Source organism: Saccharopolyspora ipomoeae (assembly GCF_029952525.1).
GTDB lineage: Bacteria > Actinomycetota > Actinomycetes > Mycobacteriales > Pseudonocardiaceae > Saccharopolyspora > Saccharopolyspora ipomoeae.
Genome location: NZ_JASAOF010000006.1, coordinates 115,958 through 140,072, shown reverse-complemented (window position 1 = coordinate 140,072; position 24,115 = coordinate 115,958). Strand labels below are relative to the sequence as shown.

Here is a 24,115-nt window from a genome sequence, read left to right as displayed (position 1 = left end):
CGGGCGCACGGACTGGTGCCCTCGCAACCGTCGACTGATGATGGTGCTCATGGCCAGGTCAGCGGCTGGTGAGTCGGTCCTCACCCGAGCGATGCGGATCCTGCGGTCGTTCACCGCGAGTTCCCCGACGCTGACCGTGTCGGAGATCGCGCGGCGCGCGGACCTGCCCGTCACCACAGCGCACCGCCTGGTCACCGAGCTGGTCGAGCTCGGTGCCCTCGACCGGGCCGAGGACGGGAGGGTGCGGATGGGCCACCAGCTCTGGGAGGTCGCCTCCCGGTCCTCCCGGGCGCAGGACCTGCGCCAGGTCGCCATGCCGTTCATGGAGGACCTGCAGGCCGTGGTCCGGCAGCACACCCAGGTGGGCATCCTGGAAGGCACCGACGTGCTGTACCTGGAACGCCTGTCCGCCCGGGGCGACGCGGTCGCCAACGTCGCGCGGATCGCCGGGCGGCTGCCCATCCACGCCACCTCGGCCGGTCTGGTGCTGCTCGCGTTCAGCCCGCGCGAGCTGCAGGAGGAAGTGCTGGCGCAGTCCTTGCCGCGCTACACCGACCAGACCGTCACCGACCCCGCCGAGCTCCGGCGCGTGCTGGCGCAGGTGCGGCAGGAGGGGTTCGTGGTGGCCCGCCAGATGATCACGCTGGGTGCCACGGGACTCGCCGCCCCGATCCGCAACGAGCACGGCGAAGTCGTCGCGGCGCTGTCCATCGTCATCCCCGCCGGCGACCCGAACCCCCGGGCGCACGCACCGGTGCTGCTGGCGACCGCGCGCGGGATCTCCCGCGCTCTCGGTGCGCTGCTTCCTTCCGAGGAGACGATCCGCACCCGCGGACCGAAACCTTCCCGCTGAATGGCATCGGTGCTCCCGCACCGGCGCTCCCGCACCGCACGCTCTTGCCCAGAGCGGACGGTCGGCACCCGCCTCACCGCACCGGCTCCGGTGAATCGCGAACTCCCCTGAAGAAGAACGGGACAACATGACCGCACAACGCACGCACGCCCGCACCCAGGTCGGCATCGTCGGTGCCGGTCCGGCCGGACTGATGCTCTCGCACCTGCTCTCGCTGGCGGGGATCGAATCCGTGGTGATCGAGACCCGAACGCGGGAGGACATCGAAGCCACCATCCGGGCGGGCATCCTGGAACAGGGGACCGTGGACGTGATGGTGTCCACCGGCGTCGGAAACCGGTTGCTGGACACGGGTTCCCGCCACGACGGCATCGAGATCCGGTTCGGCGGCGAGTCGCACCGCGTGGACCTCGCGTCATCGGCGGGCAGGTCCGTCCACCTGTACCCGCAGCACGAGGTGCTCCGCGATCTGATCGCCGCCCGGCTCGCCGCCGACGGCGACATCCGGTTCAGCACCTCGGAGGTGTCGCTGCACGGCGTGACCGGCACCGAGCCCGTCATCCACTTCACCGACGCCGACGGCCGTCCCGCCGAACTGCACTGCGATCTCATCGCGGGCTGCGACGGAGCGCAGGGAACCGCCAAGTGGTCCATCCCGGACAGCCGGCGGACCGACCACTTCCGCGCCTACCCGCACGGGTGGTTCGGGATCCTGGCCGAGGCTCCACCGAGTTCGAAAGAACTGATCTACGCCCACTCCGCTCGCGGGTTCGCGCTGATCAGTTCGCGCACCCCCGCCGTGCAGCGGATGTACTTCCAGTGCGATCCCACGGAGGACGCCGATTCCTGGAGCGACAACCAGATCTGGGACGAACTCCAATCCAGGGTGGCGGGAAGCGGTTCCCCGCTCAACGAGGGAACCATCTTTCAGCGCGGCGTCATCCCCATGCGCAGCTACGTCTGCGATCCGATGCAGCACGGACGGCTCTTCCTCGCCGGTGACGCCGCGCACACGGTGCCGCCGACCGGCGCCAAGGGGCTCAACCTGGCGATCTCGGACGCCGTGGTCCTGGCCCAGGCTCTGGAGAGGTTCTTCGGCACCGGGCACGCGGACCTGCTGGAGGGATACGGCCGCACCGCCGCGCAGCGGGTCTGGCGAGCCCAGCACTTCTCCTGGTGGATGACCTCGATGCTGCACCTCGCTCCGGACACCGGTGACTTCGACCGCCACCGCCAGCTCGCCGAGCTCGACCAGATCACCGGTTCAGCTGCAGGCCGCGCCCTGCTGGCCGAGGGCTACACCGGCCACCCGATCGCGCACACCAACCCGCGGTCCGTCGTCAGCGAAGCGCTGCGGCTGACCGCCGGACGTCGACCTTGACCAGCCGGCACCGCAGCACGCAACAGGAGATCAGCGCATGAACCCAACCAAAGACCCTCTCGTGGGCCGCGTCGCGGGCAAGGTCGCGATCGTGACCGGCGGTAGCGGCGACCTCGGTGCGGCCGTCGTCCGCCTGCTCGCCGCCCACGGCGCCACGGTCGCCAACCTCGACCGGGCGACGCCGGCACAGCCGTGGGAATCCGGCTCGGTCAGCGACTGGCAGCTCGACCTCACCGACGCCGTCGAGGTCGAACGAGTCGTGGCCGAGATCGTCTCCGCACTCGGCGGCCCCGACATCCTGGTCAACGCGGCCGGGATTCTCGGCAGGCCCGCGCCCTCACACCAATCCACGGAGGACGAGTTCGACGCGGTCTTCGGCGTCAACGTCAAGGGGACGTGGTTGATGACCAAGCAGGTCGTGCCGCACATGATCCGGTCCGGACGCGGCAGCATCATCAACTTCTCGTCGATCCACGGCCTCACCGGAGGCTCCAACGTCCCGCTCTACCACGCGTCCAAAGGGGCCGTGCGGTTGCTGTCCAAGGCCGACGCCGTCACCTACGGGCCGCACGGCATCCGGGTGAACTCCATCCACCCGGGATCGATGCGCACCCGGATGAGCAGTTCATCCGCCGAGCGGAGCCTGCTCGGCCCCGAGGAGTACTACCGCCGGCTCGTCGCAGGCAATCCCATCGCCCGCCAGGGCGAGCCCGAGGAGATCGCGTACGGCGTGCTGTACCTGGCTTCCGACGAGTCCTCGTTCACCACCGGGACCGAGCTCGTCATCGACGGCGGCTACACCGCCCACTGAAAACCGCGCGACGAAAGGCTGAACATGAGCACCATCGACTGCGACGTCCTGGTCGTGGGTTCCGGGGCCGCCGGGATCTCGGCCGCGCTGGCGGCCAAGAGGCAGGGCCTCGACGTCCTCGTCGTCGACAAGGAACCTCACCTCGGCGGCACCACGGCGATCTCGGGCGGTTGGCTGTGGGTTCCCGGGAACCGCCAAGGACTGTCCGAAGGCGACAGCCGCGAGGAGGCCGAGACCTACATCAAGGCCCTCGCCGGGGATTCCTACGACGCCGCGGCGGTGAGCCGCTTCCTGGACCTCGTCCCGGAGGCGCTGGAGTTCTTCGAGAACAACACCCGCGTCGAGTTCCACTACCCGGAGATGGCGCCCGACTACCAGATGGACACGCCGGGTGCGCGCAAGTCCGGTCGCGCGCTGACGGTGAAGAAGGCCGACGCCCGGATGCTCAAGGAGCACCGGCTTCGGGTGCAGCCGTACCTCTACACCTACACCGTCTTCGGCTACATGCCCGAGATCGGGCCGGACATCGCCACGTTCCTCAAGGCCAACCGCTCCCTGCGCGCATTCGGCTACGTCCAGCGGCGGCTGATCAAGACCTGGCTGGAACGCCTCCTGCTGCGGCGGGCGCTCACGCGCACCAACGGCAACGCGCTGATGACCCGGCTGATCGCCAGCGCAGGCGAGATGAACATTCCCATGTGGACGAACACGCGCGTCACCGAGGTGCTCAAGGACGACAACGGCACCGTCACCGGTGCGGTGCTGTCCGGCGCCCGCGCCGCCGCCGTGCACGCGCGGTGCGGCGTGGTCATCGCCGCAGGCGGCTTCTCGGGCAGCGAGACCCTCCGCAGCCGGCACTTCGGGCACGATCTTCGCGGCGACAACCACGTCACCCCCACCGTCGGGCACCAAGGGGACAGTTACTTCCTCGCCAAGGACCACGGTGGCGTCATCGACTCCTCACCCCACCAACCCGCTGCGTGGGGCCCGGTCACCGTCTGGCGGAACCTGCGCGGCCGGCAACGCGTCTTCCCGCACCTCAGGGCGTTCGGCTTGCCGGGCCTGATCGCGGTGAACCGCCGCGGTCACCGCTTCGCCAACGAGTCGTACTCCTACCACGACTTCGGCGTCGAGATGCTCCGCGACAGCGCCGGCGAACGGGACACGACCGCCTGGATCATCAGCGACCGCAAGGCCATGCGCCGGTACGGGATCGGCTACGCCAAGCCGTGGCCGCTGCCCACCTGGTACTACAAGAAGGTCGGCTACCTCGTCGAAGCCCGTTCCGTGCAGGAGCTGGCGGACCGCATCGGCGTTCCCGGTGACAACCTCGAACGCACGCTGGCCGAGTTCAACGCCGACGCGACCAAGGGCACCGACAGCCGGTTCGACCGGGGCTCCAACTGGTTCCACCACTTCAAGGGCGACATGGAGCACGAACCCAACCCGAATCTCGCACCCATCGACACCGCGCCCTACTACGCGGTGCGGATCCAGATGGGCGATTTGGGCACCTACGCCGGGCTCTCCGTCAACGACCGCAACGAGGTCCGGACCGCTTCCGGCAATGCGGTCCCCGGCCTCTACGCCGTGGGCACCGCAGCGGTCAGCGTCTTCGGAGGCGGATACCCCGGCTACGGCGCCAACATCGGCCCCGCGATGGTCTTCGGATACCAGGTCGGCCGCGACATCGCCGCCCACGCCGCTCAACGCTCCCACACCTCGCAGACGGTGTAGCCCGAGTCCGTGCGTTCAGCCCGCAGCGGGTGAGCAGCGGGCTGAACGCGCGGACGTACATGGTTGATGCGCGCAGCCAACGCCGAAAGGTCGGCATCGGGCACACACGTCGGCCTGGTGCACGACCATTGGGCCCGAGTGTACTGATCAACGGCCTGCCGCCAGGCCTTATGGTGTGTGTTGCGCGATCGTCGTCGAAACGGTCATGAAACCCGCGGTGCTGCGGGTGGTTACCTGCACGCTCAGTGGACAGTTTTAGTCCAAACTGTCCGGGCAAAACGGATATTGATCATGGGTGATTTGGACTAAAACTGTCCGCTGCCCGCGATCAGCGGCACGGCCACACGGTGCTCGAGCGGAGGTGAGGACGCTGCGCTGTGCGGGTCAGCTCCGCAAGGCGCGCAGCGACTCTCGCAGCGAGCCGAGGGTGGCCAGCACCGAGGTGGGCTCGTAGCCGCAGTGGGCCATGCAGTTGGCGCAGCGCGGATCGTTGCCCCGGCCGTACGCCTGCCAGTCGGTGTCCTCCAGCAACTCGCGGTAGGTGCGGGCGTAGCCGTCGTCCATCAGGTAGCAGGGCCGCTGCCAGCCGTAGAGCGAGTACGACGGGATCGCCCACGCCGTGCAGTCGAAGTCGACCTTGCCCTCCAGGAAGTCCAGGAACAGCGGCGAGTGGTTGAAGCGCCACCGCTTGCGCCGCCCGTCGGCGAAGACCTTCTTGAACAGCTCGCGGGTCTCGGTCACGCCGAGGAAGTGCTCCTGGTCCGGCGCCTTGTCGTAGGCGTAGGCCGGCGAGAGCATCATCTTGTCGACCTGGAGCTCGTTGTTGAGGAAGTCCAGCACCTCGATGACCGACTGCGGCGTGTCGGTGGTGAAGAACGTGGAGTTCGTGGTCACCCGGAAACCGCGCCGCTGCGCGTCCTTCACGTTGTCCACGGCCTGCGCGAACACGCCCTTCTTGCACACCGAGGCGTCGTGGCGCTCCTCCAACCCGTCGATGTGCACCGCGAAGGAGAAGTACGGCGAGGGCTCGAACTCGTCGATCTTGCGCGGCATCAGCAGCGCGTTGGTGCACAGGTAGACGAACTTCTTGCGCTTGACCAGCTCCCGCACCAGCACGTCGATCTCGGGATGCATCAGCGGTTCGCCCCCGGCGATCGAGACCACCGGGGCGCCGCACTCCTCGACCGCGGCCAGCGCCTGCTCGACCGGCATCCGCTGCTTGAGCACGTTGGCCGGGTGCTGGATCTTGCCGCACCCGGCGCAGGCCAGGTTGCAGGCGAACAGCGGCTCCAGCTCCAGGGTGAGCGCGAACTTCTCGCGCCGCGCCAGCTTCTGCTTCAACAGGTACGCGCCGACGCGGACCGCCTGGCGCACGGGAATGCCCATGACTACAACGCCTCCTCGCAGGTGGTGCGCACTTCCGGCGGGATGTGGCGGCCCCACCGCCGCAGGCACGAGCCCACGGCGTGCAGCCGCGCCAGCCCGGACATCGCCCGGCGGACGGTGCCCGGCCGCAGCAGCGGGTGCTGCGGGGTGTCGACCACGACGCGCACCACCGCCAGCGGGCGGTGCCCGGCGGCCTGCGCCAGCACCGCCGACTCCAGGTCCACGGCCAGCGCGCCCGTGGCCGCCAGGTCCGCGCGGCGCTGGCCGTGGACCAGCGCGTCGGTGGTCACGATCGGCCCGCAGCGCACCGGGAACCCGCTGCGCACGAGTTCGGCGGCCAGCGAATCAGAGGCCTGGCAGCGCAGCACCTCGCGATGACCGCGCAGCTCGTCGGCGACGATCACGTCGCCGCTGCGCACGTCGGGCGACAGCCCACCGGCGAGCCCGGCCACCACCAGGACGTCGAAGTCGGCGGCCAGCAGCCGGACCGCGCTGCGCGCGCTGCGGCTCGGGCCGTAGCCGGTGCGGCGCACCGTCACCGAGTCGGCCCCGAGCCCGGTGGTGCGCATGGTTTCCTGGCCGGACGCGGAGTTCCCGGCGGCCGAGCGCAGCGCGCTGGCCTCCAGCCGCATCGGGGCGCAGATCAGCATCCTCGTCGACATGTTCACTCCCCGTCCCGCAGGTAGCGCCCGAGCGCGGTCAGCGGGAAGATCACCCGGTACAGGTGGTAGTTGATGTAGAAGTCGCCGGGGAACCCGGTCCCGGTGAACTGCGGTTCGTCCCAGCCGCCGTCGGCCCGCTGGCTCCGGGCCAGGTAGCCGATGCCGCGGCGCACGGCGTCGCTGTCGTGCCGGTTCATCGCCAGCAGCGCCATCAGCGCCCAGCCGGTCTGCGAAGCGGTGGAGGTGCCGCGCCCGATCCACTGCGGATCGTCGTAGGAGCGCAGGTCCTCGCCCCAGCCGCCGTCGGTGTTCTGGTGCTGCTCCAGCCACCGCGCGGCGTCGCGCAGCGCCCGGTGGTGGTGATCGACCCCGGCCGCGACCAGGGCGGGCACGACGGCGCCGGTGCCGTAGACGTGGTTGGCGCCCCACCGCCCGAACCACGACCCGTCCCGCTCCTGGTTGGCCAGCAACCACTTCACGCCGCCGCGCAGCACCTCGTCGTCCTCGCCGAGCACCGCCAGCGCCTCCACGACGTGCGCGGTGACGTCCGCCGATGGCGGGTCGATGACCTCGCCGAAGTCGCAGAACGGCAGCTTGCGGACCAGCTGCCGCGTGTTGTCGGCGTCGAAGGCGGCCCAGCCGCCGTCCTTCGAGCGCATGCCGCGCAGCCACCGCAAGCCGCGCTCGATCGCACCGCGCACCGCGTCGGGATCGGGGTGGTCGACGCGGTTGAGCGCCAGCAGCACCTCCGCGGTGTCGTCGATGTCGGGGTAGCCGTCGTTGTCGAACTCGAAGGCCCAGCCCCCGCCCGCGGGCAGCTCGGGCCGCTGCACGGCCCAGTCGCCCTTGACCCGGATCTCCTCGGCCAGCAGGAAGTCCGCCGCGCGCCGCAGCGACGGGTGATCGCCGGGCACCCCGGCGTCGTGCAGCGCCTGCACGCCCAGCACCGTGTCCCACACCGGCGACTGGCAGGCCTCCAGCCTGCGCACCGTGCCCTCCGGGGTCTGCTCGCGGATGAGGAACCGCTCCAGCCCGCCTAGCCCCTTCGCGATCACCGGGTGGTTCATCGGGTAGCCGAGCAGGTGCAGCGCGAGGATCGAGTACACCCACGGCGGCTGGATACCGCCCCACGAGCCGTCGGCCTCCTGGCGGGCCACGATCCACTCGGCGGCGCGCAGCATCGCGTGCCGCCGCAGCGACTTCACCGGCCGCCGGTGGTAGCGGTGCAGGACGCGGTCGAGGCTGTGGAAGCCGTAGGCCCAGGACCACTCGCGGCGCGGCGCCGAGGCCGGTCGCCCGGAGCGCAGCTCGCGGACGGTGATGCCCAGGTCGCGACGCGGCCGCAGGGTGCACACCACGGTCAGCGGCACCACGGTCTGCCGCGCCCAGCAGGCCCAGTCGGAGACGTTGAGCGGGCACCACTTCGGCAGCAGCACCACCTCGGGCGGCATGGCCGGCAGGTCGTCCCAGGACCACTCGCCGAACAGCGCCAGCCAGATCCGGGTGAACACCCGGGTCTCCTCCAGCCCGCCGTGCGCCAGGACCCACTCGCGCGCGAGCCGCATGTGCGCGGCCTCGACGTCGTCGCCGGCTAGCTTGAGCGCGGTGTAGGCCTCGACCGTGGTCGACAGGTCGCCGGGACCGCCGTGGAACGTCGCCCAGGTGCCGTCCTCGCGCTGCTGCGACCGGATCCAGCGGGCCGCCTGCTCGGTCTCGGCGTCGGTCCGGATGCCGAGGAACTGCCGCAGCAGCAGGTCCTCGACGTCCATCGTCACGTTGGTCTGCAGCTCGCCCTTCCACCAGCCCTCCGGGCTTTGCAACGACAGCAGGTGGTCCCGGGCGGCCAGCGCGGCCATCCGCGCGTCGGCGCGCGCCGCGCCCTGGCTGGGGATCTCCACCGCCGTGGCGGCGGATCGCGCGGACTGTTGCAGCTGATCGGTCAAAGCTTCCTCCGTACGATGAATTCGGCGAGCTCTCCCAGTGCCGCGGTGTCGCCCAGCGATCCGGCTTCCAGCGCCGCCTCCGCGCGCTCCAGCCGACGCCGGCACTCCCGTCGCGTCCAGTCCTCGGAACCGGCGCGGCGCACCATCTCGGCGGCTTCGTGCAACTGCTCCTCGGTGAGCGGCTCGGACTGCTCGTAGAGCTCCGATAGCCGCTCGCCCGCTGCGGTGCCGGAGGTCAGGGCGTGCACCACCGGGACCGACTTCTTGCGGGTGCGCAGGTCCGACAGGACCGGCTTGCCGGTGACCTCCGGGTCTCCCCAGAGGCCCAGCAGGTCGTCGACGAGCTGGAACGCCATCCCCAGCTCGGTGCCGTAGCCGTGCAGCGCGCGCACCTTCCCGCGCGGCGCGCCCGCGCTCAGCGGCCCGATGGAGCAGGCGCAGGCCAGCAGCGCGGCGGTCTTGTCGTGCGCCATGCTCAAGCACTCGGTGAGGTCGACGTCGGTGCGGCTCTCGAAGTCGAGGTCGGCGGCCTGCCCGGCGATGAGCACCCGGGTGGTCGCCGACAGCGACCGCACCGCCACCGAGGCGTGCGGCGCGGCGGATTCCAGCAGCACCTCGGGTGCGACCGCCAGCAGCGCGTCACCGGCCAGGATCGCCGGCGAGGAGCCGAACACGGTCCAGGCGGTGGGCCGGTGCCTGCGCGAGGTGTCGCCGTCCATCAGGTCGTCGTGCAGCAGCGAGAAGTTGTGCACCAGCTCCACCGCCGCGGCACCGGCGACGCCGGATTCCGGGTCGCCGCAGGCGATTTCGCTGGCGGCCAGCGCCAGAGCCGGGCGCAGCGCCTTGCCCCCGGCGTCGGTGGGCGCGCCCTGGGCGTCGCTCCAGCCGAAGTGGTACTCGGCGACGCGGCGGGTGTCGACGTCGAGACGCGCCACCGCCGAGCGCAGCGCGGGTTCCACCGATTCCTTGGCGCTGCGCAGCGCCAGGGGCAGGACTGCGGTCATGCCGTCACCTCCACGCTCTGCGGTGATCGCTGCCGGTCCTCGACCACCTCGGCTGCGCTGATCCCGCTGCGCACGGCGCCTTCGGTGGTGTCCGGCCAGCCGGTCGCGGTCCAGGCCCCGGCCAGCACCAGCCCCGGCACGTTGGTGCGGGCCCCTGGCCGCAGCGACGCGGTGCCCGGTGCCTGCCGGAAGGTGGCGTGGGGTTCTCGGGTGACGAAGAAGTCCAGCAGCTGCGCTTGCCGGGCGGCGGGGAACAGGTCCCGCAGCGCGGGCAGGAAGGTCTCGCGCAGGTCCTCGGTGCGCATCCCGAGCTCCTGCTGGGCCGCCGACTGCGACAGCGCCAGGTACTGGCCGGTGCGCGCCCCGGAGATGCGGGTGCGGTCGAAGACCCACTGCACCGGCGAGTCCAGCGCGGCGGCCATCTCCAGGTCGGTGACCTGGCGGTCGAAGTGGGCGTGGACGTTGACGATCGGTGCCGACGACAGCCGCTCCCAGTCGCACGCACCGCGCACCGGCAGGTCGGCCAGCAGCCCGGCCGCGGCCGGGTGCGGCGTCGCCACGACCACCGAGTCCGCCGACAGCTCCGCCTGCCCGGCCTGGTCGTCGACGGGGATCTGAAAACCGTTGGGGCCGCGCCGGATCGCACGCACCTTGCAGCGCAGCCGCACCTGCGCGCCCGCCGCCGTCAGCGCCCGCAGCCCGGCCTCGCCGTGCAGCTGCGACAGCGGGCGCTGCGGGATGCCGATGTCGCAGGCGGACGCCGAGTCGAGCACTCCGGTGCGGAACACCTTGGCGGCCAAGGCCATCGAGGCGTTCTCCGGTTCGGCGTTGAGCGCGGCCACCGCCAGCAGGCCCCACAGCGCGTCCACCGCGCGCGGCGTCTCGCCCCGGTCCCGCAGCCACTGCCCGAAGCTCTGCTCGTCCAGCTCCGGATCAGCGGGGTCGAGCTTGCGCAGCGCGAGCGCGGTGCGCGCGACCCGGGCCCGCTGCAGCACGGTCAGCTTCCGGTAGCCCAGCAGCGCCGGGGTGAGGTGGGCCGGGGCGCGCAGGTTCCAGCGCCGCAGCGTCGCGGGTGCGGCGCCGGGGCTGAGCACCGGGACCGCGAAGCGCTGCTGCATCCGCACCCCGTCGGCCGCGCCGATCCTGCGCAGCAGGTCGAGGTAGGCGCTGTAGCAGCGCAGCAGCACGTGCTGGCCGGTGTCGACGAGCAGCTCACCGCGCGCGAACGAGTAGGTGGCGCCACCCAGCCTGGGACGCGCCTCCAGCAGCTGCACGGCGTAGCCGCGCTCGCGGCACTCCAGCGCGGCGGTGATCCCGGCGAGACCACCACCGACGACCACGACGCTCCCCCGGCTCACGGTGCCATCCCCGCCAGCGATCGGGCCGCCACTCCGGCCTTGCGCCACCCCGTCAGCGACGTGCGCTCGCGCATCGCGGCGTTCGGGTTGGAGGCGATGCGCACCAGCAGCTCGTGGTAGATCCCGGCCATCGACGCGCAGCAGGCGCGCGAGCGCCGGTCCAGCATCGGCAGCAGCCGGAACCCCTCGGTGTACCAGCGTTCGGCGCGAGCGGCCTGGAAGCGCACCAGCCGGTTCCAGCGGGTGGTGTCCTCGACGAAACCGCCACCCGGCTCCAGCCGGACGCCGAAGTGCGCGAGATCGCCCGCGGGCAGGTAGACCCGCCCGTTGAGCTGGTCCTCCCGGACGTCGCGCAGGATGTTGGTCAGCTGCAGCGCCACCCCGAGCGCGTCGGCGCGCTCCCTGGCGGTGCTGGGGTCGTCGGTGCCGAACACGCCCAGCGACAACCTGCCGATCGTCCCGGCCACGCAGCGGCAGTAGTGCAGCAGCTCGTCGAAGGTCGCGTAGCTCGTGCCGCGCACGTCGGCCTCGCAGCCGTCGATGAGCTCGTCGAACGCCTCCAGCGGCAGCGGCATCCGGCTCGCGGCGTCGCCCAGCGCGGCCAGCACGGGGTCGGTCGAGCCGATCGAGGCCTGGTGCACGGCTTCGCGGCACTGCTTGAGCTCGCGCAGCTTCTCCTCGCGCGGCAGCTCCCCGTCACCGATGTCGTCGATGCGGCGGGCGAAGGCGTAGACCGCCGACAGCGCGCGGCGCTTCGGGCCCGGCAGCAGCCGGATGCCGTAGGAGAAGTTGCGCGCCTGCGCGCGGGTGATCCGCTCGCACTCCAGGTAGGCGTCGCGGATCCGAGTCGGTTGCGTCACCGGGTCCCTCCCATCGCGTGCAGTCGCGCCCACTCGGCGAAGGTGCGCGACCTGCTCGGGCTGACCGGTGCGGCCAGCGGGTCGTGTCCGGCCGCGGCGAACGCGGCGACCGTGGCCAGCCCTCCACCGACGTAGCCGGCCACGGCCACCCGCGCGGTTCCCGACAGGGCACCGACGAGCACGCTGCCGTCCCGCAGCATGCGGCGAGCGCGCTCGACCTCGAAGCGCACCAGCCCGCGCAGCGCGGTGGAGGCGCGCGGAGCCGCCAGGTCGAGCTCCTGGCAGCCGTAGCGCGCGAGGTCCTCGGCGGGCACGTAGATCCGGCCCGCCCGGTGGTCCTCGGCGAGATCTTGGAGGTGCTCCAGGATCTGCAGGGCGGTGCAGACCCGGTCGGACAGCGCGATCAGCCCCTCCTCGGCGCGGCCGAACACGTGCAGCACCGACTCCCCCACCGGGTTGGCCGACAGCGCGCAGTAGTCCAGCAGCTCGGCGAAGTCCGCGTAGCGCTTGACGTGCTGGTCGCGGCGGTTGGCCTCGATCAGCTTGGCCAGTGTGGACACCGGGATCGCGCACTCGGCGACGGTCTCCTGCAGCCCCCGCATGAGCGGCAGCCGCGCGGAACCCGCGTAGGCGCGTTCGAGGTCGTGTTCGAGGAAGTCCAGCAGCGCCTCGCGGTTGCCGGGCGCCTCGTCACCGGCGTAGTCGACGAGCCGGAAGTAGCCGTAGAGCGCGTGCAGGTGCCTGCGCACGCCCCGGGGCAGGACGCGGGAGGCCACCGGGAAGTTCTCGGAACGCATCCGCGCCAGCACCGCGGCGCTGCGCGGGAACTCGCCCGAACGCCCTGACCCCTCCGGGTGTTCGGGATCCTCACCGGACAGCGTCTCGTCCGGCAACGACAAGACCATCGGTCCTCCTCCTATCCACCGGCCAGGAGGCGCAACCGGCATCGTATGAGCGCCCCTGCGGCAGCGCAGGGCGAACCGGGAACCCCCGCGAACCACTGGCAAACCCGTGAATCACGGTGATTCGCGCCGGTGTTCGACCAAGCACCTTCTCCCCGGTTCCATATTGGACATCCCGGGGAACGGGCTCGCGCCGACTCGCCAGCAGGTGGCCGGATCGAGTGGCACGACCTGACCACTTTGGACCAGTCGACTACCGACTGCGACGGAGGAGACGACGCTGCGCCGACCCGGATCACCGGGTCGGCGCAGCGGAGGTGTGGTGCCGCGGGCGCGAAGCCCGCTCGGATCAGGCGTCGAGCTCGTCGATGGTGGCGATCGACGGCGACTCGGTCCGCTGCAGCTCCGCGGCCACCCGCTCGGCGTCGCGCAGCACGCGCACGCCGTTGTGCCAGGTCAGCTTGCCCAGATCGGTCTCCGACCAGCCGCGGTCCAACAGCTCGGCGATGAGGTTCGGGTAACCGGAGACGTCGTCGAGGTCCTCCGGCAGGAACATCGTGCCGTCGAAGTCGCCGCCGACGCCGATGTGGTCGATCCCGGCGACCTCCCGCATGTGGTCGAGGTGATCGGCCACGGTCTTGGCGGTGGCCGTCGGCTGCGGGTTGGCCTCCTCGAACTTGCGCAGCACCTCCTTGGCCGCCTCCGAGCTGTCCAGCTCGTCGAAGCCCTGGGCGACCAGCTCGCGCTGCGCGGCGGCGGTCCAGTCCACCGACTCCTGCAGCACGAACTTGGTCACGAACGTCGCCATCGCCACGCCACCGTTGCCGGGCAGCTGGGCGAGCACGTCGTCGGGGATGTTGCGCGGGTGCGTGCACACCGCGCGCGAGGAGGAGTGCGAGAACAGCACCGGGGCCCGGCTGACGCGCAGCGCGTCGCGCATGGTGTCGGCGGCGACGTGCGAGAGGTCGACGAGCATGCCCATCCGGTTCATCTCGCGCACGACCTCCTCGCCGAAGCGGGTCAGGCCGTTCGCGGCGGGCTCGTCGGTGGCCGAGTCGGCCCACGGGGTGTTGTCGTTGTGGGTCAGCGTCAGGTAGCGCACGCCCAGGTCGTAGAACGCCCGCAGGGTCGCCAGCGAGCAGTTGATGGAGTGCCCGCCCTCGGCGCCCATCAGCGAGGCGATCTTGCCGTCGGCGCGGGCGGCCTCGACCTCGTCGGCGGTGTTGGCCAAGCGCAGCCGGTGCGGGTAGCGGGCGGCGAGCGCCTTGACGCAGTCGATCTGCTCCAGCGTCGCGCTCACCGCGTCGTCGCCCTGCAGCGAGGTCGGCACGTAGACCGACCAGAACTGGCCGCCGACGCCGCCGGCGTCCAGCCGGGCGAGGTCGGTGTGCAGCCTGCCGGTCTGGTCGGCGGCGATGTCGCGCTGGTCGAGGTCGTAGCGGACCTGCTGGCGCAACGCCCAGGGCAGGTCGTTGTGGCCGTCGAGCACCGGCGTCACCTCGAGCAGGTTCCGCGCCTGGGCCACCACGTCCGCTTCGCTCATCGGACTCCCTCGTTCCGGTTCGATTCACCCGGTCGGTCGTTCCGGCTGAGCATATCCCGTCGAGATCACCCGACCAGGGTTCGAAGCCACGCCGTAGATCGAATCGACGAATCGGGCGTTCGGCCGCACCATCGGCATATGGAGCGAATTCCCAGGCAGCAGGACACCAGCAACCTCCCCGCGGTGCTGGCCGAGTACGGGCACCTCGCGGCGCAGCTCCCCGGCGCCTCGACGCAGCAAGCGCAACGGCTGCGCGCCCGGCTCGCCGAGCTCGACGAGCAGATCGACGGCTACGTCGCGCAGCTCACGGAGTACCACTCCATCGTCGACAGTTGACGAGCTCAGCCGTCGAGGCCGCGGCGCGCTCCCGGGACCTCGCTCCTCGCAAGTCCGTCCTACGCTGCCTCCCTCGCTCCGGTGATCAGCTCGACGACCTGGTTCATGTCGTGGGTGCGCGGTGAGACGAGCCCGACGCGCCTGCCGAGCCGGTGCACGTGGATCCGGTCGGCGATGTCGAACACGTGCGGCAGGTTGTGGCTGATCAGCACGACCGGAAGCCCTCGCTCGCGGATCCGGTCGATGAGTTCGAGGACCTTGCCCGCCTCGGCCACGCCCAGCGCCGCCGTCGGCTCGTCCATGATCACGGCCTTGCTGCCGAACGCCGCCGCGCGGGCCACCGCGACGCCCTGGCGCTGACCGCCGGAGAGCGTCTCCACCGGCTGGCTGATCGACTTCACCTTGATCCCCAGCTCGTCGAGCACCCGCTGCGCCTCGTCCCGCATCCGCGCCCGGTCGACCGCGCGCAGCACCCCGCCCAGCACCCCGGGCCTGCGGCGTTCGCGCCCCAGGAACATGTTGGTCGCGATGTCCTGCGCCGGGGCCAGCGCCAGGTCCTGGTGGACGGTCTCGATGCCGCAGCGCCGCGCGTCCAGGGGGCTCCGGAAGCGCACCGCTTCCCCGTCGACCCGGATCTCCCCGGCGTCCGGGATCAACGCCCCGGACAGCGCTTTGATCAGACTGGTCTTGCCCGCGCCGTTGTCGCCGACCACGGCCAGCACCTCACCGGGGAAGACCTCGAACTCGGCGTCGTCGATGGCGGTGACCCGCCCGTAGTGCTTGCTCAGGCCCGTGGCCGACAGCGTCGGTGTGCTCATCGTTGCCTCCTGGCCAGCCGGTCGAAGACCACCGCGGCGATCACCAGCGCACCGGTGGCCACGTCCTGGTAGAGCGCGTCGACGCCGAGCTGGGTGAGCCCGGAGCGCAGCACCGCCACGATCAGCGCTCCCATCAACGTGCCCAGCACCGATCCGCGTCCGCCGAACAGGCTGGTGCCGCCGAGCACGACCGCGGTGATCGAGTCGAGGTTGCCCAGCTGGTAGGCGTTCGGATCGGCGTTGGGGACCCGGCCGAGCGCCTGCCAGGCGGCGATCCCGAAGATCACCCCGGCGGTGAGGTAGACCGACAGCAACGTCCGGTCGACCTTGATGCCCGACAACCGCGCCGCTTCCGGCGCGTTTCCCACGGCGTAGACGTGCCTGCCCCAAGCGGTTCGGGTCAGCGCGTACCAGACCACCGCGTACAGCACCAGGCACAGCGTCATGCCGTAGGTGATCTCGATGCCGCCGAACAGGTAGCGGCGGGTGCCCAGCCAGGTCAGCAGTCCGTCGCCGGTGGGCACCGCCTCGCCGTCGGCGAGCAGCTTCCCGATGGCGGTGAGCATCGTGAGCATGCCGAGCGTGACGATGAACGGCGGCAGCCGGAACCGGGTGACCAGCGCGCCGATCACCAGCCCGATCAGAGCGGTGGTGGCGATGCCGGCAGGCAGGGCGAGCACGCCAGGTGTCCCGGCGAGCACGAGCAGCGCCATCACCAGCGTGGCCACCACGGCGGAGGAGGCGTTGGCCAGATCGATGCCGCCGGTGAGGATGATCAGCGTCTGGCCCAGCGCGAGGGTGCCGATCACCAGCGACTGCTGGACCACCAGCGACAGGTTGTCGGGATCGAGGAACGTGTCGGTGGTCAGCGAGAACACCGCGACGGCCAGCAGCAGCGCCAGCGCGGGGCCGACGGCAGGTGCCCGCAGCAGGAACTCGCGGGCGCTGAGGCGTTCCTCGACGGCAGCGGTCACCGCTCGCCCCAGCAGTGCTGCTCGCCCCAGGCGACGGGTTGGCTGGGGATGCCGGGCATCGGCTGGTCGGTGATCACCACCGAGCCGGTGTCCTGGAACCCACCGGGTTTGGCGCCGGTGCGGGCGTGCTCGACGGCGGCGTCGACGCCCAGCTGCGCCATCTTGTCGGGGAACTGCATGACGGTGGCCCGGATCTGACCGGACTTGACGGCGGCGACGCCTTCGCAGCCGCCGTCGATCGAGGCCATCACGACCTGTCCGGCCAGCCCGCGCGACTGCAGGGCCGCGTGCACGCCGCGCGCGGTCGGTTCGTTCATGGTGTGGACGGCGGTGATGTCGCTGCTGCGGGCCAGCAGGTTCTCGGCGCCCTGCTGGGCGAGGCTCTGGTCTCCGTTGGCGTTGGTGGTGCCGCGGATCTCCGGGGCGCCCTCGGCGAGGCCCATGCCGGCGAGGAATCCCTGGTGCCGCAGCGTGCTCACCGACGACCCGGCGGTGCCGTCGATCATGAGGACCTTCGGCGGCCGGTCGCCGAGGGCGGCCTTGGCGTAGGCGCCCTGGAGTCGTCCGGCTTCGAAGTTGTCGGTGGCGATGGTGGCGTCGACCGCGTCGGGGGGCTCGGTGGCGGTGTCGAGGGCGATCACCAGGATGCCGGTCTGCCGCGCGCGGGCGAGGGCGTCGTTGACGCCGGTGGAGGAGTTCGGCGTGATCAGGATGGTGCTCACGCCCTGCTGGATGAAGTTCTCGATCGCGCGGACCTGGCCGTCGTTGTCCCCGTCGAACTGCCCGGCCAGCGCGATGAACTCGGCTCCCCGGGCCGAGGCCGCCGCTTCGGCGTCCGCTCGCAGGTCCACGAAGTAGGGATTGGTGTCGGTCTTGGTGACCAGCCCGATCTTGGCGACGCCGCCCTCCGGGGAGGCTCCCCCGCCCCACTCGCGCTCGGCGGAACACCCGGTGGCCAGCAGTGCCAGTCCGACGACGACGCTCACAACTCTTCCGAACATGAGTCCTCCACGTTGAGGCCGCTCCGAAGACGCCACGCGATCATGCCGATCCGAACCTCCCGGCAACTCCCCCGTTCGGTGATGGCGAGTTGATTTCAATCAACACTGGCGCCACCAACCGTGTTGACATATACGTCGGAGGGCGTAGGCGCGATGTCGGTGTCGAGGCGACGTCAAGGCGGGGTGCGTGGGCGAGACTGGTGGGCATGGGTTCGTTGCGTCCTCGGGTCGGTGATGTGGGGCTGGCCGTGCTGGTGACCGCGGTCGGCGTGATCGGGACCGTCGCCGCGAGCCGGTGGAGCGGGCACGGGATGCGCGGCCTCGACGGGCTCGGCATCGCCTTCGTGCTGGTCGCCGGGCTGGCGCTGGCCTGGCGGCGCCGGCTGCCGCTGGTGGTGCTCGGGATCGCGGCCGCGGCCGTCACCGGCTACCTGATCAGCGGCTACCGCTACGGGCCGATCCTGCTCGCCCTGCTGGTGGCGGTGTACTCGGCCGCGCGGCACCGGCCGCCGCGCACCGCCGGGATCGCCGCGGGCGTCGTCCTCGCGCTGATGTGGGCGCACACGCTGATCACCGGCCCCGGCTGGACGGGGCTGGTCCCGGCGGCCGCGTGGGTCCTGGTGCCCTTCGCCGCGGGACTGGTGGCGCGCACGCAGTCGGAGGCGGTGGCGCGTCATCGGGCCGAGGCGCTGCGGCAGCGCGTCGACGACGAGCGGCTCCGCATCGCCCAGGAGGTGCACGACGTCGTCGGGCACGGGCTCGCGGCGATCAAGATGCAGGCCGACGTGGCGCTGCACGTGCTGCCGAAGAAGCCCGAGCAGGCCGAGATCGCGCTCGACGCGATCAGCCGCACCAGCAGCGACGCCCTCGACGAGCTGCGCGCGACGTTGGCGATGGTCCGCACCGGCACCGGCCGAGGTCCCGAACCGGGCCTGGAGCGCGTGCACGACCTCGTCCACCGCACCCGGGAGGCCGGTGTGGACGTCGCGCTGCGCGTGCGCGGCGAACGGCCCGACCTTCCCAAGGCCGTCGACCTCACCGGGTACCGGATACTGCAGGAGTCGCTGACCAACGTGCTGCGGCACAGCCGCGAGCAACGAGCGGAGGTCACCGTCGACTACGCGCCCGAGGAGGTCCGCATCGAGGTCACCAACCCCTCCCCCGCCACCACCGGCGGCGACGGCCTCGGCATCCCGGGGATGCGCCGCCGCGTGGAGGCGCTGGGCGGCGAGTTCGACGCCGGCGCGTCCGGCGGCCGCTTCCGGGTGCGAGCCCGCCTGCCGATCGGAGAGCAGCCGTGATCAGCGTTCTCATCGTCGACGACCAGGACCTGGTGCGCATCGGTCTGCGCACGCTGCTGGACTCCGAGGACGACCTGCACTGCGCCGGCGAGGCCGCCGACGGGCTCGAAGCCGTGGCCAGAGCCCGCGAAACCCGGCCCGACGTGGTGCTGATGGACATCCGGATGTCCGGTGTGGACGGCCTGGAGGCGACGCGCAGGATCACCGCCGACCCGGATCTGGCCGGGACCAAGGTGATCGTGCTGACGACCTTCGAGATCGACGAGTACGTCTTCAGCGCGCTGCGCGCCGGTGCCAGCGGTTTCCTGCTCAAGGACACGACCCCGGTCGAGCTGCTGCGCGCGATCCGGCTGGTCGCCGGGGGCGAGGCGCTGCTGGCGCCGTCGGCCACCCGCAAGCTGGTGCGCGAGTTCGTCACCCTCGCGCCGCGCTCCCACCAGCCGCACCCGCAGCTGCACACCCTCACCGACCGGGAGCGGGAGGTGCTGGCGCTGGTGGCCGAGGGGTTGAGCAACGACGAGATCGCGCAGCGCCTGGTCGTCAGCCCGGCCACGGCGCGCACGCACGTCAGCCGCGCGATGGTCAAGCTCGCGGCGCGGGACCGCGCGCAGCTGGTGGTCTTCGCCTACCAGTCGGGCCTGGTGGACTGAATCACTTGCTGATGGGGGTGAAGCGGGTCCAGGGCGTGTCGGCGAGCTTCTTGTTGCCGTCCCAGAGCTCCACCATGATCCGCATCGAGCCGTCCGGCTTGAGCTGCAGCCGGCAGTTGACGTAGTCGCCCTCGCTGCTGGTGTCGCGGCATTCGGCGGTGTGGTGGTAACCGGTCTCGGAGCGGGTCTTGATCCAGTACCCGTCCTTGTTGGTGTCCTTGGCCGCGATGTAGTCGCCGTCGGCGTCGAAGCAGCCGGTGCCGCGGTTCTCGCCCTTGTAGCTGATGGACTTGCAGACCCTGGCCTCGTACGGCGCCTGCGAGGTCGTCGGTTGGGACGTCTCGGGCGGCGGAGGTGCGGGCTGCACCGAGGACGAGATCACCACCGGTGTGGTGGTCGGCGCGGCCGAGGTGGTCGGCGGCGCGCTGGTCACCGGGGCCGTCGTGGGCGCCGGAGCCGGCAGCGGCGTGGCCTGGCCGCCGGTGGCCTCGGGTCGCAGCGTCACCACGGCGGCGGCGACTCCGGCGACCGCGGCCACCGCGCCCACGGTCGCCAGCGCGATCGGCCAGCGGGATCGGCGCCGCCCGTCGTCGAATCCAGCGGCTCCCCCGGCGCCCAGGGGCGCGGTGGTGCGCAGCGCGCGGCGCGCGGCGGCGGCGAGCTCACCGGCGGTGTTGTAGCGGTCGGCGGCGTTCTTGGCCATGCCGGTGGCCACGACGCGGTCGAACTCCGGCGGGACGCCGGGCATCGACTCCGACGGCTTCGGGGGCTCGCGGTTGAGGTGGGCGTAGATCAGCGCTTCGGTGCTGGTCACGCCGTAGGGCTTGGCGCCGGTCAGGCACTGGTAGAGCACGCAGGCCAGCGAGTAGACGTCGACCCGGTGGTCGGAGGGCGCGTCGCCGAAGCGCTCCGGGGCCATGTAGGCCAGGGTGCCCATCGTGACGCTGCCGGAGGTGCGGCTGGTGGCGTCCTGGATCGAGGCGGCGATGCCGAAGTCCACGAGGTAGGCGAAGCCGCCTGCGCCGAGCAGCACGTTCGACGGCTTGACGTCGCGGTGCACCACGCGGGCGGCGTGCGCGGCGTCCAGCGCCGCGGCGACCTGCTCGATCACGTGGACCACGTCGTTGGGGTGCATCGGGCCGTGGGCGTTGAGCCGGGCACCGAGGTCCTCGCCCTCGACCAGCCGCATGTCCAGGTAGAGGCGGCCGTCGATCTCGCCGTAGCCGTGGATCGGGATGACGTGCGGTTCGTTGAGGCGGCCTGCGGCGTGGGCCTCGCGCTTGAACCGCTCGCGGAACTCCCGGTCGGCCGCCAGGTGCGGGGCGAGCAGCTTCAACGCGACGATGCGGTCGTGGCGGGTGTCGTAGGCGCGCAGGATCTCGCCCATCCCCCCGCGGGCGATGACGCCCTCCACCCGGTACGGGCCGAACTGCGACTGCACGGTTGCTGCTCCTCGTCCGACGTTTCGGTCATCCTATTGGGTTACTCAGCGCGCAGTGCACGGCCCACCGCCCGATCCGCCCAACGGCTGCTGCGCTCGGTGAAGTTTCCGCTACGAAGCCAGGATTCCCGGTGCGCGGGCGGTCACGGTCCTGCTACCAAAGGTGAGGAAAGATCATGTTCCTCCACCGGCTTCGGGAAAGGACCGGTCCCCACCATGTCGACGACCGACGACGACACCGACGCGCGCAAGATCGAACGCGAGCAGGACACCGGGGGATGCCCGGTGAGCCGGGGCTCCGACGGCGTGTGGCGGGTTCGCGGTCACGCCGCCGCCCGCGCGGCCCTGCGCAGCACCGACACGGTCCAGGCCGGCCTCGGCGTGGAGACCGTCGAGAAGATGCCCGCCAAGATCCGCCGCCCCGTCCTCTACCGGGACGGGCCCGAGCACCGCGAGCACCGCAGGCAGACGGCCAAGTACTTCACTCCCCGCAAGGTCGACGAGTCCTACCGCGGGATCATGGAGCGGGTCAGCGACGAGCAGCTGGCCAAGCTGACCACCCACGGCAACGCGGTGCTCTCGGAGCTGAGCTTCGAGCTGGCGATCGGCGTGGCGTGCGCGGTGATCGGGCTGACCGAGAGCAAGCCGGGCCTCGCCGGACGGCTGGAGAGGTTCTTCCCGGAGGAGTTCGGCGAGCCCGGTTTCACCAGCCTGCACGGCCTGTACTGGGTGTGGCGGCAGGCGGTGAACTGGGGAGGCATCTACTTCGCGGACGTGCTGCCCGCGGTGCGCGCCCGACGCAAGCAGCCGCAGGACGACCTCATCTCGCACCTCCTGGCCGACGGCTGCTCGTCGGCGGAGATCCTCGGCGAGTGCATCACGGTCGCCGCCGCGGGCATGGTGACCACGCGCGAGTTCGTGAACCTGGCGGCCTGGCACCTGTTCGACGACGACGCCCTGCGCGAGCGCTACGTCAACGCCGAGGAACCGGAGCGCCTGGCGATCCTGCACGAGTTCCTGCGCCTGGAGCCGGTGGTGTCGAACCTGCGGCGCCGCGCCACGGCCCCGATCGAGCTGCCCGGTGAGGACGGCGAGACGCACGCGGTGCCGACGGGCGAGGTCATCGACATCGACGTGACCAGCACCAACACCGACACCGCGGCGTTCGGCGACAAGCCGCTGCAGGTCTGCCCGCACCGCGAGCTCACCGAGGCCACGGCCCCGGGCCTGTCGTTCGGCGACGGCGCGCACCGCTGCCCCGGCAACAACATCGCGATCCAGGAGACCGACGTCTTCCTGACCCGCCTGTTCGCCCTCCCCGGCGTGCGCCTCCAGACCCCGCCGAGGGTGTCGTTCAACGACGCCATCGGCGGCTACGAGCTCCGAGGCATGGTCGTCGCCGTCGACCGGTGATCTCTCGTGACGGGGAAGTTTTCATGAAAACTTCCCCCGCCCCCGTCAGGACCACGCGAAGGTCGTCACGGCTCCCGCGGGGAGCGAGTGCTCGAAGCTCTGCCCTCCGGAGCGGATCTGGAACGTCTGCTCCGAGTCCGAGGCGTTGAGCGCCAGCAGCGCGATCGAGCCGTCCGTGTTGCGGAAGGCGACGGTCTCGATCCCGCCGGGGTTGCTGGTCGACTCCACCCGCTGCGCACCGGGTTTCACGAACTTCGCGACGTGGCCGAGGACGTAGTACTCCTCGTTGTAGGTGACCTGCCCGCTGCCGGTGTCGACGGTGACCACGCCGCGGCAGTCCGAGCAGCCGCCGTTGGTGGGCCCGTGGTCCTGGTCGAGCGCCACGTTCCACAGCGCGACGCCCTTGGCGCCGTTGCGGGTGCCGCCGATGACGAGGTTCTGCGTCTGCCACTTGAGGTTCTGCGCGAAGTCGGGCGACCAGTCGCCGCCGGAGCACTCGGTGAGCCACACGCCCTTGTCGGGGTGGGCCTGCTGGAACTCGCTCTGCCCCGACACGTCGCCCTCGTAGCAGTGGAACGCCGCCCCGGCCACGTGCGGCCCGGCTTCGGGGTCGTCGACGACGGCACCCGGGTACTCGGGGTGCGACCAGTTGTGGTCCCACGCCAGCAGTTGCGTGCCCAGCCCTGATTCGGCGAACTTCGGTCCGATCTCGTCGCCGATGACGGCGGCCTGCTGCTCGGGGCTCATGTGCATCGACGGGTATCCGGCGGAACCGTCGCCGGATTCGGGGTGGTAGGGCTCGTTCTGGACGCTCAGGAAGTCCAGCGGCACGCCCGCGTCCGAGTAGGCCCGGGCGGTCTTCACGAGGTAGTCGGCGAAGACGCCGTGGTTCTCGGACTTGAGCTCTCCGCCGTCGACGTTGTCGTTGGTCTTCATCCAGGCGGGCGCGCTCCACGGCGTGCCCATCACCTTCAGATCGGGGTTGATCTGCTTGGCCTGCCGCAGCAGCGGCAGGATGTAGGCGTCGTCGTGCGCGGTCGAGAAGTCGCCGAGGTCGCAGCAGGTGTCGTCGAAGGTGTAGTCACCGGAGTCGGCGGTGGCGAAGTCGCTGGCGCCCAGCGGTTGCCGGAGCATGCTGAGCCCGATCCCGTTGGCGCCGAAAAGGTTGTTCATCAGCTCGTCGCGCGCACCCTGGTCGAGGTCGTTGGCGACGAGCGAGGCGGCCGAGTCGGTGAAGGCGGCCCCGAACCCGTCGACGGTCTGGTAGGTGGTGGCCGGGTCGACGTCGATGATCGTCTCGGCGGTGCCGCCGGAGCCGAACTCCTCGTCCTCCTGGCGTTCGAGCAGCTTGCTCTTGTCGCCGGTGGTCTCCCACACCTGCACGACCGGCGCAGCACCACCGGGCGCGACGCCCGCAGCGGTTCCCAGCAGCAGCGCGCCGGCGAGCAGTGCGGCGCGGCTGCGCCGGGGTCGGGTTCGCCTCATCGCGATGTCCTCTCGGCCGAGTTCGTCACGGCGGAATTGTTCGCCGATTTCGACTCCGGCGCACGTGGCATTTCCCGTCCGATCGTGCATTTCGGTGAACACGAGTGCGCCTTTCCGACGAAAGGTGTCGAACTCTCGCCAACGAGGCCGGATTCGTTGGCGCGGTGCTATGTTCGGCAATCGCGACAAACCCGACCTCACGGCGACACCCCCGAACTGGATCGGTTCGGTCGCATTCGCCGCGCAGGTGAATTCC

General features: G+C 71.2%; 21 protein-coding genes. 8 read left to right on the top strand and 13 right to left on the bottom strand.

Going from position 1 to position 24,115, the window contains the following annotated elements; translation table 11 throughout:
- The first annotated feature begins 49 nt into the window (after positions 1–49).
- The 4 genes from QFW96_RS13005 (at position 50) to chcC2 (ending at position 4,782) form a co-directional block, all read left to right on the top strand.
- The gene (locus QFW96_RS13005) at positions 50–853 is read left to right on the top strand and encodes an IclR family transcriptional regulator (protein ID WP_281455864.1); all 804 of its coding nucleotides are present in this window, start codon (positions 50–52) and stop codon (positions 851–853) included.
- A gap of 127 nt (positions 854–980) precedes the next feature.
- The gene (locus tag QFW96_RS13000; protein WP_281455863.1) at positions 981–2,234 is read left to right on the top strand and encodes a 4-hydroxybenzoate 3-monooxygenase; all 1,254 of its coding nucleotides are present in this window, start codon (positions 981–983) and stop codon (positions 2,232–2,234) included.
- Between the two features lie 37 nt (positions 2,235–2,271).
- Positions 2,272–3,045 (top strand): SDR family NAD(P)-dependent oxidoreductase, encoded by a 774-nt coding sequence (locus tag QFW96_RS12995; protein ID WP_281455862.1) that lies wholly within the window; start codon positions 2,272–2,274, stop codon positions 3,043–3,045.
- Positions 3,046–3,069: 24 nt separating this feature from the next.
- Positions 3,070–4,782 carry a 4-oxocyclohex-2-ene-1-carboxylate 5-dehydrogenase gene (gene chcC2, locus QFW96_RS12990; RefSeq protein WP_281455861.1) on the top strand — a complete coding sequence of 571 codons (1,713 nt, stop codon included), beginning with the start codon at positions 3,070–3,072 and terminating at the stop codon, positions 4,780–4,782.
- Positions 4,783–5,166: 384 nt separating this feature from the next.
- Here the strand turns inward: chcC2 and hpnH are convergent, their stop codons facing one another.
- The 8 genes from hpnH to QFW96_RS12950 form a co-directional block, all read right to left on the bottom strand.
- Positions 5,167–6,168 carry an adenosyl-hopene transferase HpnH gene (hpnH, locus tag QFW96_RS12985; RefSeq protein ID WP_281455860.1) on the bottom strand — a complete coding sequence of 334 codons (1,002 nt, stop codon included), beginning with the start codon at positions 6,166–6,168 and terminating at the stop codon, positions 5,167–5,169.
- Positions 6,169–6,170: 2 nt separating this feature from the next.
- Positions 6,171–6,830, bottom strand: coding sequence for a 5'-methylthioadenosine/S-adenosylhomocysteine nucleosidase family protein (locus QFW96_RS12980; protein WP_281455859.1), 660 nt, complete (start codon positions 6,828–6,830; stop codon positions 6,171–6,173).
- Between the two features lie 2 nt (positions 6,831–6,832).
- On the bottom strand, positions 6,833–8,773 hold the full coding sequence (gene shc / locus QFW96_RS12975; protein ID WP_425524752.1) for a squalene--hopene cyclase: 1,941 nt from the start codon (positions 8,771–8,773) through the stop codon (positions 6,833–6,835).
- The gene (locus QFW96_RS12970) at positions 8,770–9,777 is read right to left on the bottom strand and encodes a polyprenyl synthetase family protein (protein WP_281455858.1); all 1,008 of its coding nucleotides are present in this window, start codon (positions 9,775–9,777) and stop codon (positions 8,770–8,772) included. The genes shc and QFW96_RS12970 overlap by 4 nt, the downstream gene beginning before the upstream one ends.
- Positions 9,774–11,135: a hydroxysqualene dehydroxylase HpnE gene (hpnE, locus tag QFW96_RS12965; RefSeq protein ID WP_281455857.1), complete on the bottom strand. Its 1,362-nt coding sequence runs from the start codon at positions 11,133–11,135 to the stop codon at positions 9,774–9,776. Before hpnE ends, QFW96_RS12970 begins: the two co-directional genes overlap by 4 nt.
- Positions 11,132–11,995 carry a presqualene diphosphate synthase HpnD gene (gene hpnD, locus QFW96_RS12960; protein ID WP_281455856.1) on the bottom strand — a complete coding sequence of 288 codons (864 nt, stop codon included), beginning with the start codon at positions 11,993–11,995 and terminating at the stop codon, positions 11,132–11,134. The genes hpnE and hpnD overlap by 4 nt, the downstream gene beginning before the upstream one ends.
- Entirely contained in the window at positions 11,992–12,900 is a 909-nt protein-coding gene (hpnC, locus tag QFW96_RS12955; protein WP_281455855.1) for a squalene synthase HpnC, read from the bottom strand. The genes hpnD and hpnC overlap by 4 nt, the downstream gene beginning before the upstream one ends.
- A gap of 346 nt (positions 12,901–13,246) precedes the next feature.
- Entirely contained in the window at positions 13,247–14,440 is a 1,194-nt protein-coding gene (locus QFW96_RS12950) for a dipeptidase (RefSeq protein WP_281455854.1), read from the bottom strand.
- Positions 14,441–14,578: 138 nt separating this feature from the next.
- Between QFW96_RS12950 and QFW96_RS12945 the strand changes: the two genes are divergently transcribed.
- Positions 14,579–14,776, top strand: a complete 198-nt coding sequence (locus QFW96_RS12945) for a hypothetical protein (RefSeq protein ID WP_281455853.1) — start codon at positions 14,579–14,581, stop codon at positions 14,774–14,776.
- 59 nt (positions 14,777–14,835) lie between these two features.
- On the opposite strand, the gene QFW96_RS12940 is transcribed toward QFW96_RS12945, so the two are convergent.
- Genes QFW96_RS12940 through QFW96_RS12930 form a run of 3 tightly spaced genes read right to left on the bottom strand, consistent with a single transcriptional unit; the run spans position 14,836 to position 17,569 of the window.
- Positions 14,836–15,594, bottom strand: a complete 759-nt coding sequence (locus tag QFW96_RS12940; protein ID WP_281455852.1) for an ATP-binding cassette domain-containing protein — start codon at positions 15,592–15,594, stop codon at positions 14,836–14,838.
- Positions 15,591–16,568 carry an ABC transporter permease gene (locus QFW96_RS12935; RefSeq protein WP_281455851.1) on the bottom strand — a complete coding sequence of 326 codons (978 nt, stop codon included), beginning with the start codon at positions 16,566–16,568 and terminating at the stop codon, positions 15,591–15,593. Before QFW96_RS12935 ends, QFW96_RS12940 begins: the two co-directional genes overlap by 4 nt.
- Entirely contained in the window at positions 16,565–17,569 is a 1,005-nt protein-coding gene (locus QFW96_RS12930; RefSeq protein ID WP_281455850.1) for a substrate-binding domain-containing protein, read from the bottom strand. Before QFW96_RS12930 ends, QFW96_RS12935 begins: the two co-directional genes overlap by 4 nt.
- Before the next feature lie 206 nt (positions 17,570–17,775).
- Here QFW96_RS12930 and QFW96_RS12925 point away from each other — a divergent pair, with 206 nt between their 5' ends.
- Together QFW96_RS12925 and QFW96_RS12920 are read left to right on the top strand one after the other, a co-directional pair.
- The gene (locus tag QFW96_RS12925) at positions 17,776–18,870 is read left to right on the top strand and encodes a sensor histidine kinase (protein ID WP_281455849.1); all 1,095 of its coding nucleotides are present in this window, start codon (positions 17,776–17,778) and stop codon (positions 18,868–18,870) included.
- Complete coding sequence (locus tag QFW96_RS12920) at positions 18,867–19,520, top strand: response regulator transcription factor (RefSeq protein ID WP_281455848.1); 654 nt, start codon at positions 18,867–18,869, stop codon at positions 19,518–19,520. The genes QFW96_RS12925 and QFW96_RS12920 overlap by 4 nt, the downstream gene beginning before the upstream one ends.
- A gap of 1 nt (position 19,521) precedes the next feature.
- On the opposite strand, the gene QFW96_RS12915 is transcribed toward QFW96_RS12920, so the two are convergent.
- Positions 19,522–20,961: a serine/threonine-protein kinase gene (locus tag QFW96_RS12915; protein WP_281455847.1), complete on the bottom strand. Its 1,440-nt coding sequence runs from the start codon at positions 20,959–20,961 to the stop codon at positions 19,522–19,524.
- A gap of 216 nt (positions 20,962–21,177) precedes the next feature.
- Between QFW96_RS12915 and QFW96_RS12910 the strand changes: the two genes are divergently transcribed.
- On the top strand, positions 21,178–22,374 hold the full coding sequence (locus tag QFW96_RS12910) for a cytochrome P450 (RefSeq protein ID WP_281455846.1): 1,197 nt from the start codon (positions 21,178–21,180) through the stop codon (positions 22,372–22,374).
- A gap of 45 nt (positions 22,375–22,419) precedes the next feature.
- Here QFW96_RS12910 and QFW96_RS12905 read toward each other — a convergent pair whose 3' ends face one another.
- Positions 22,420–23,859 (bottom strand): glycoside hydrolase family 30 protein, encoded by a 1,440-nt coding sequence (locus QFW96_RS12905; RefSeq protein WP_281455845.1) that lies wholly within the window; start codon positions 23,857–23,859, stop codon positions 22,420–22,422.
- Positions 23,860–24,115 lie beyond the last annotated feature (256 nt).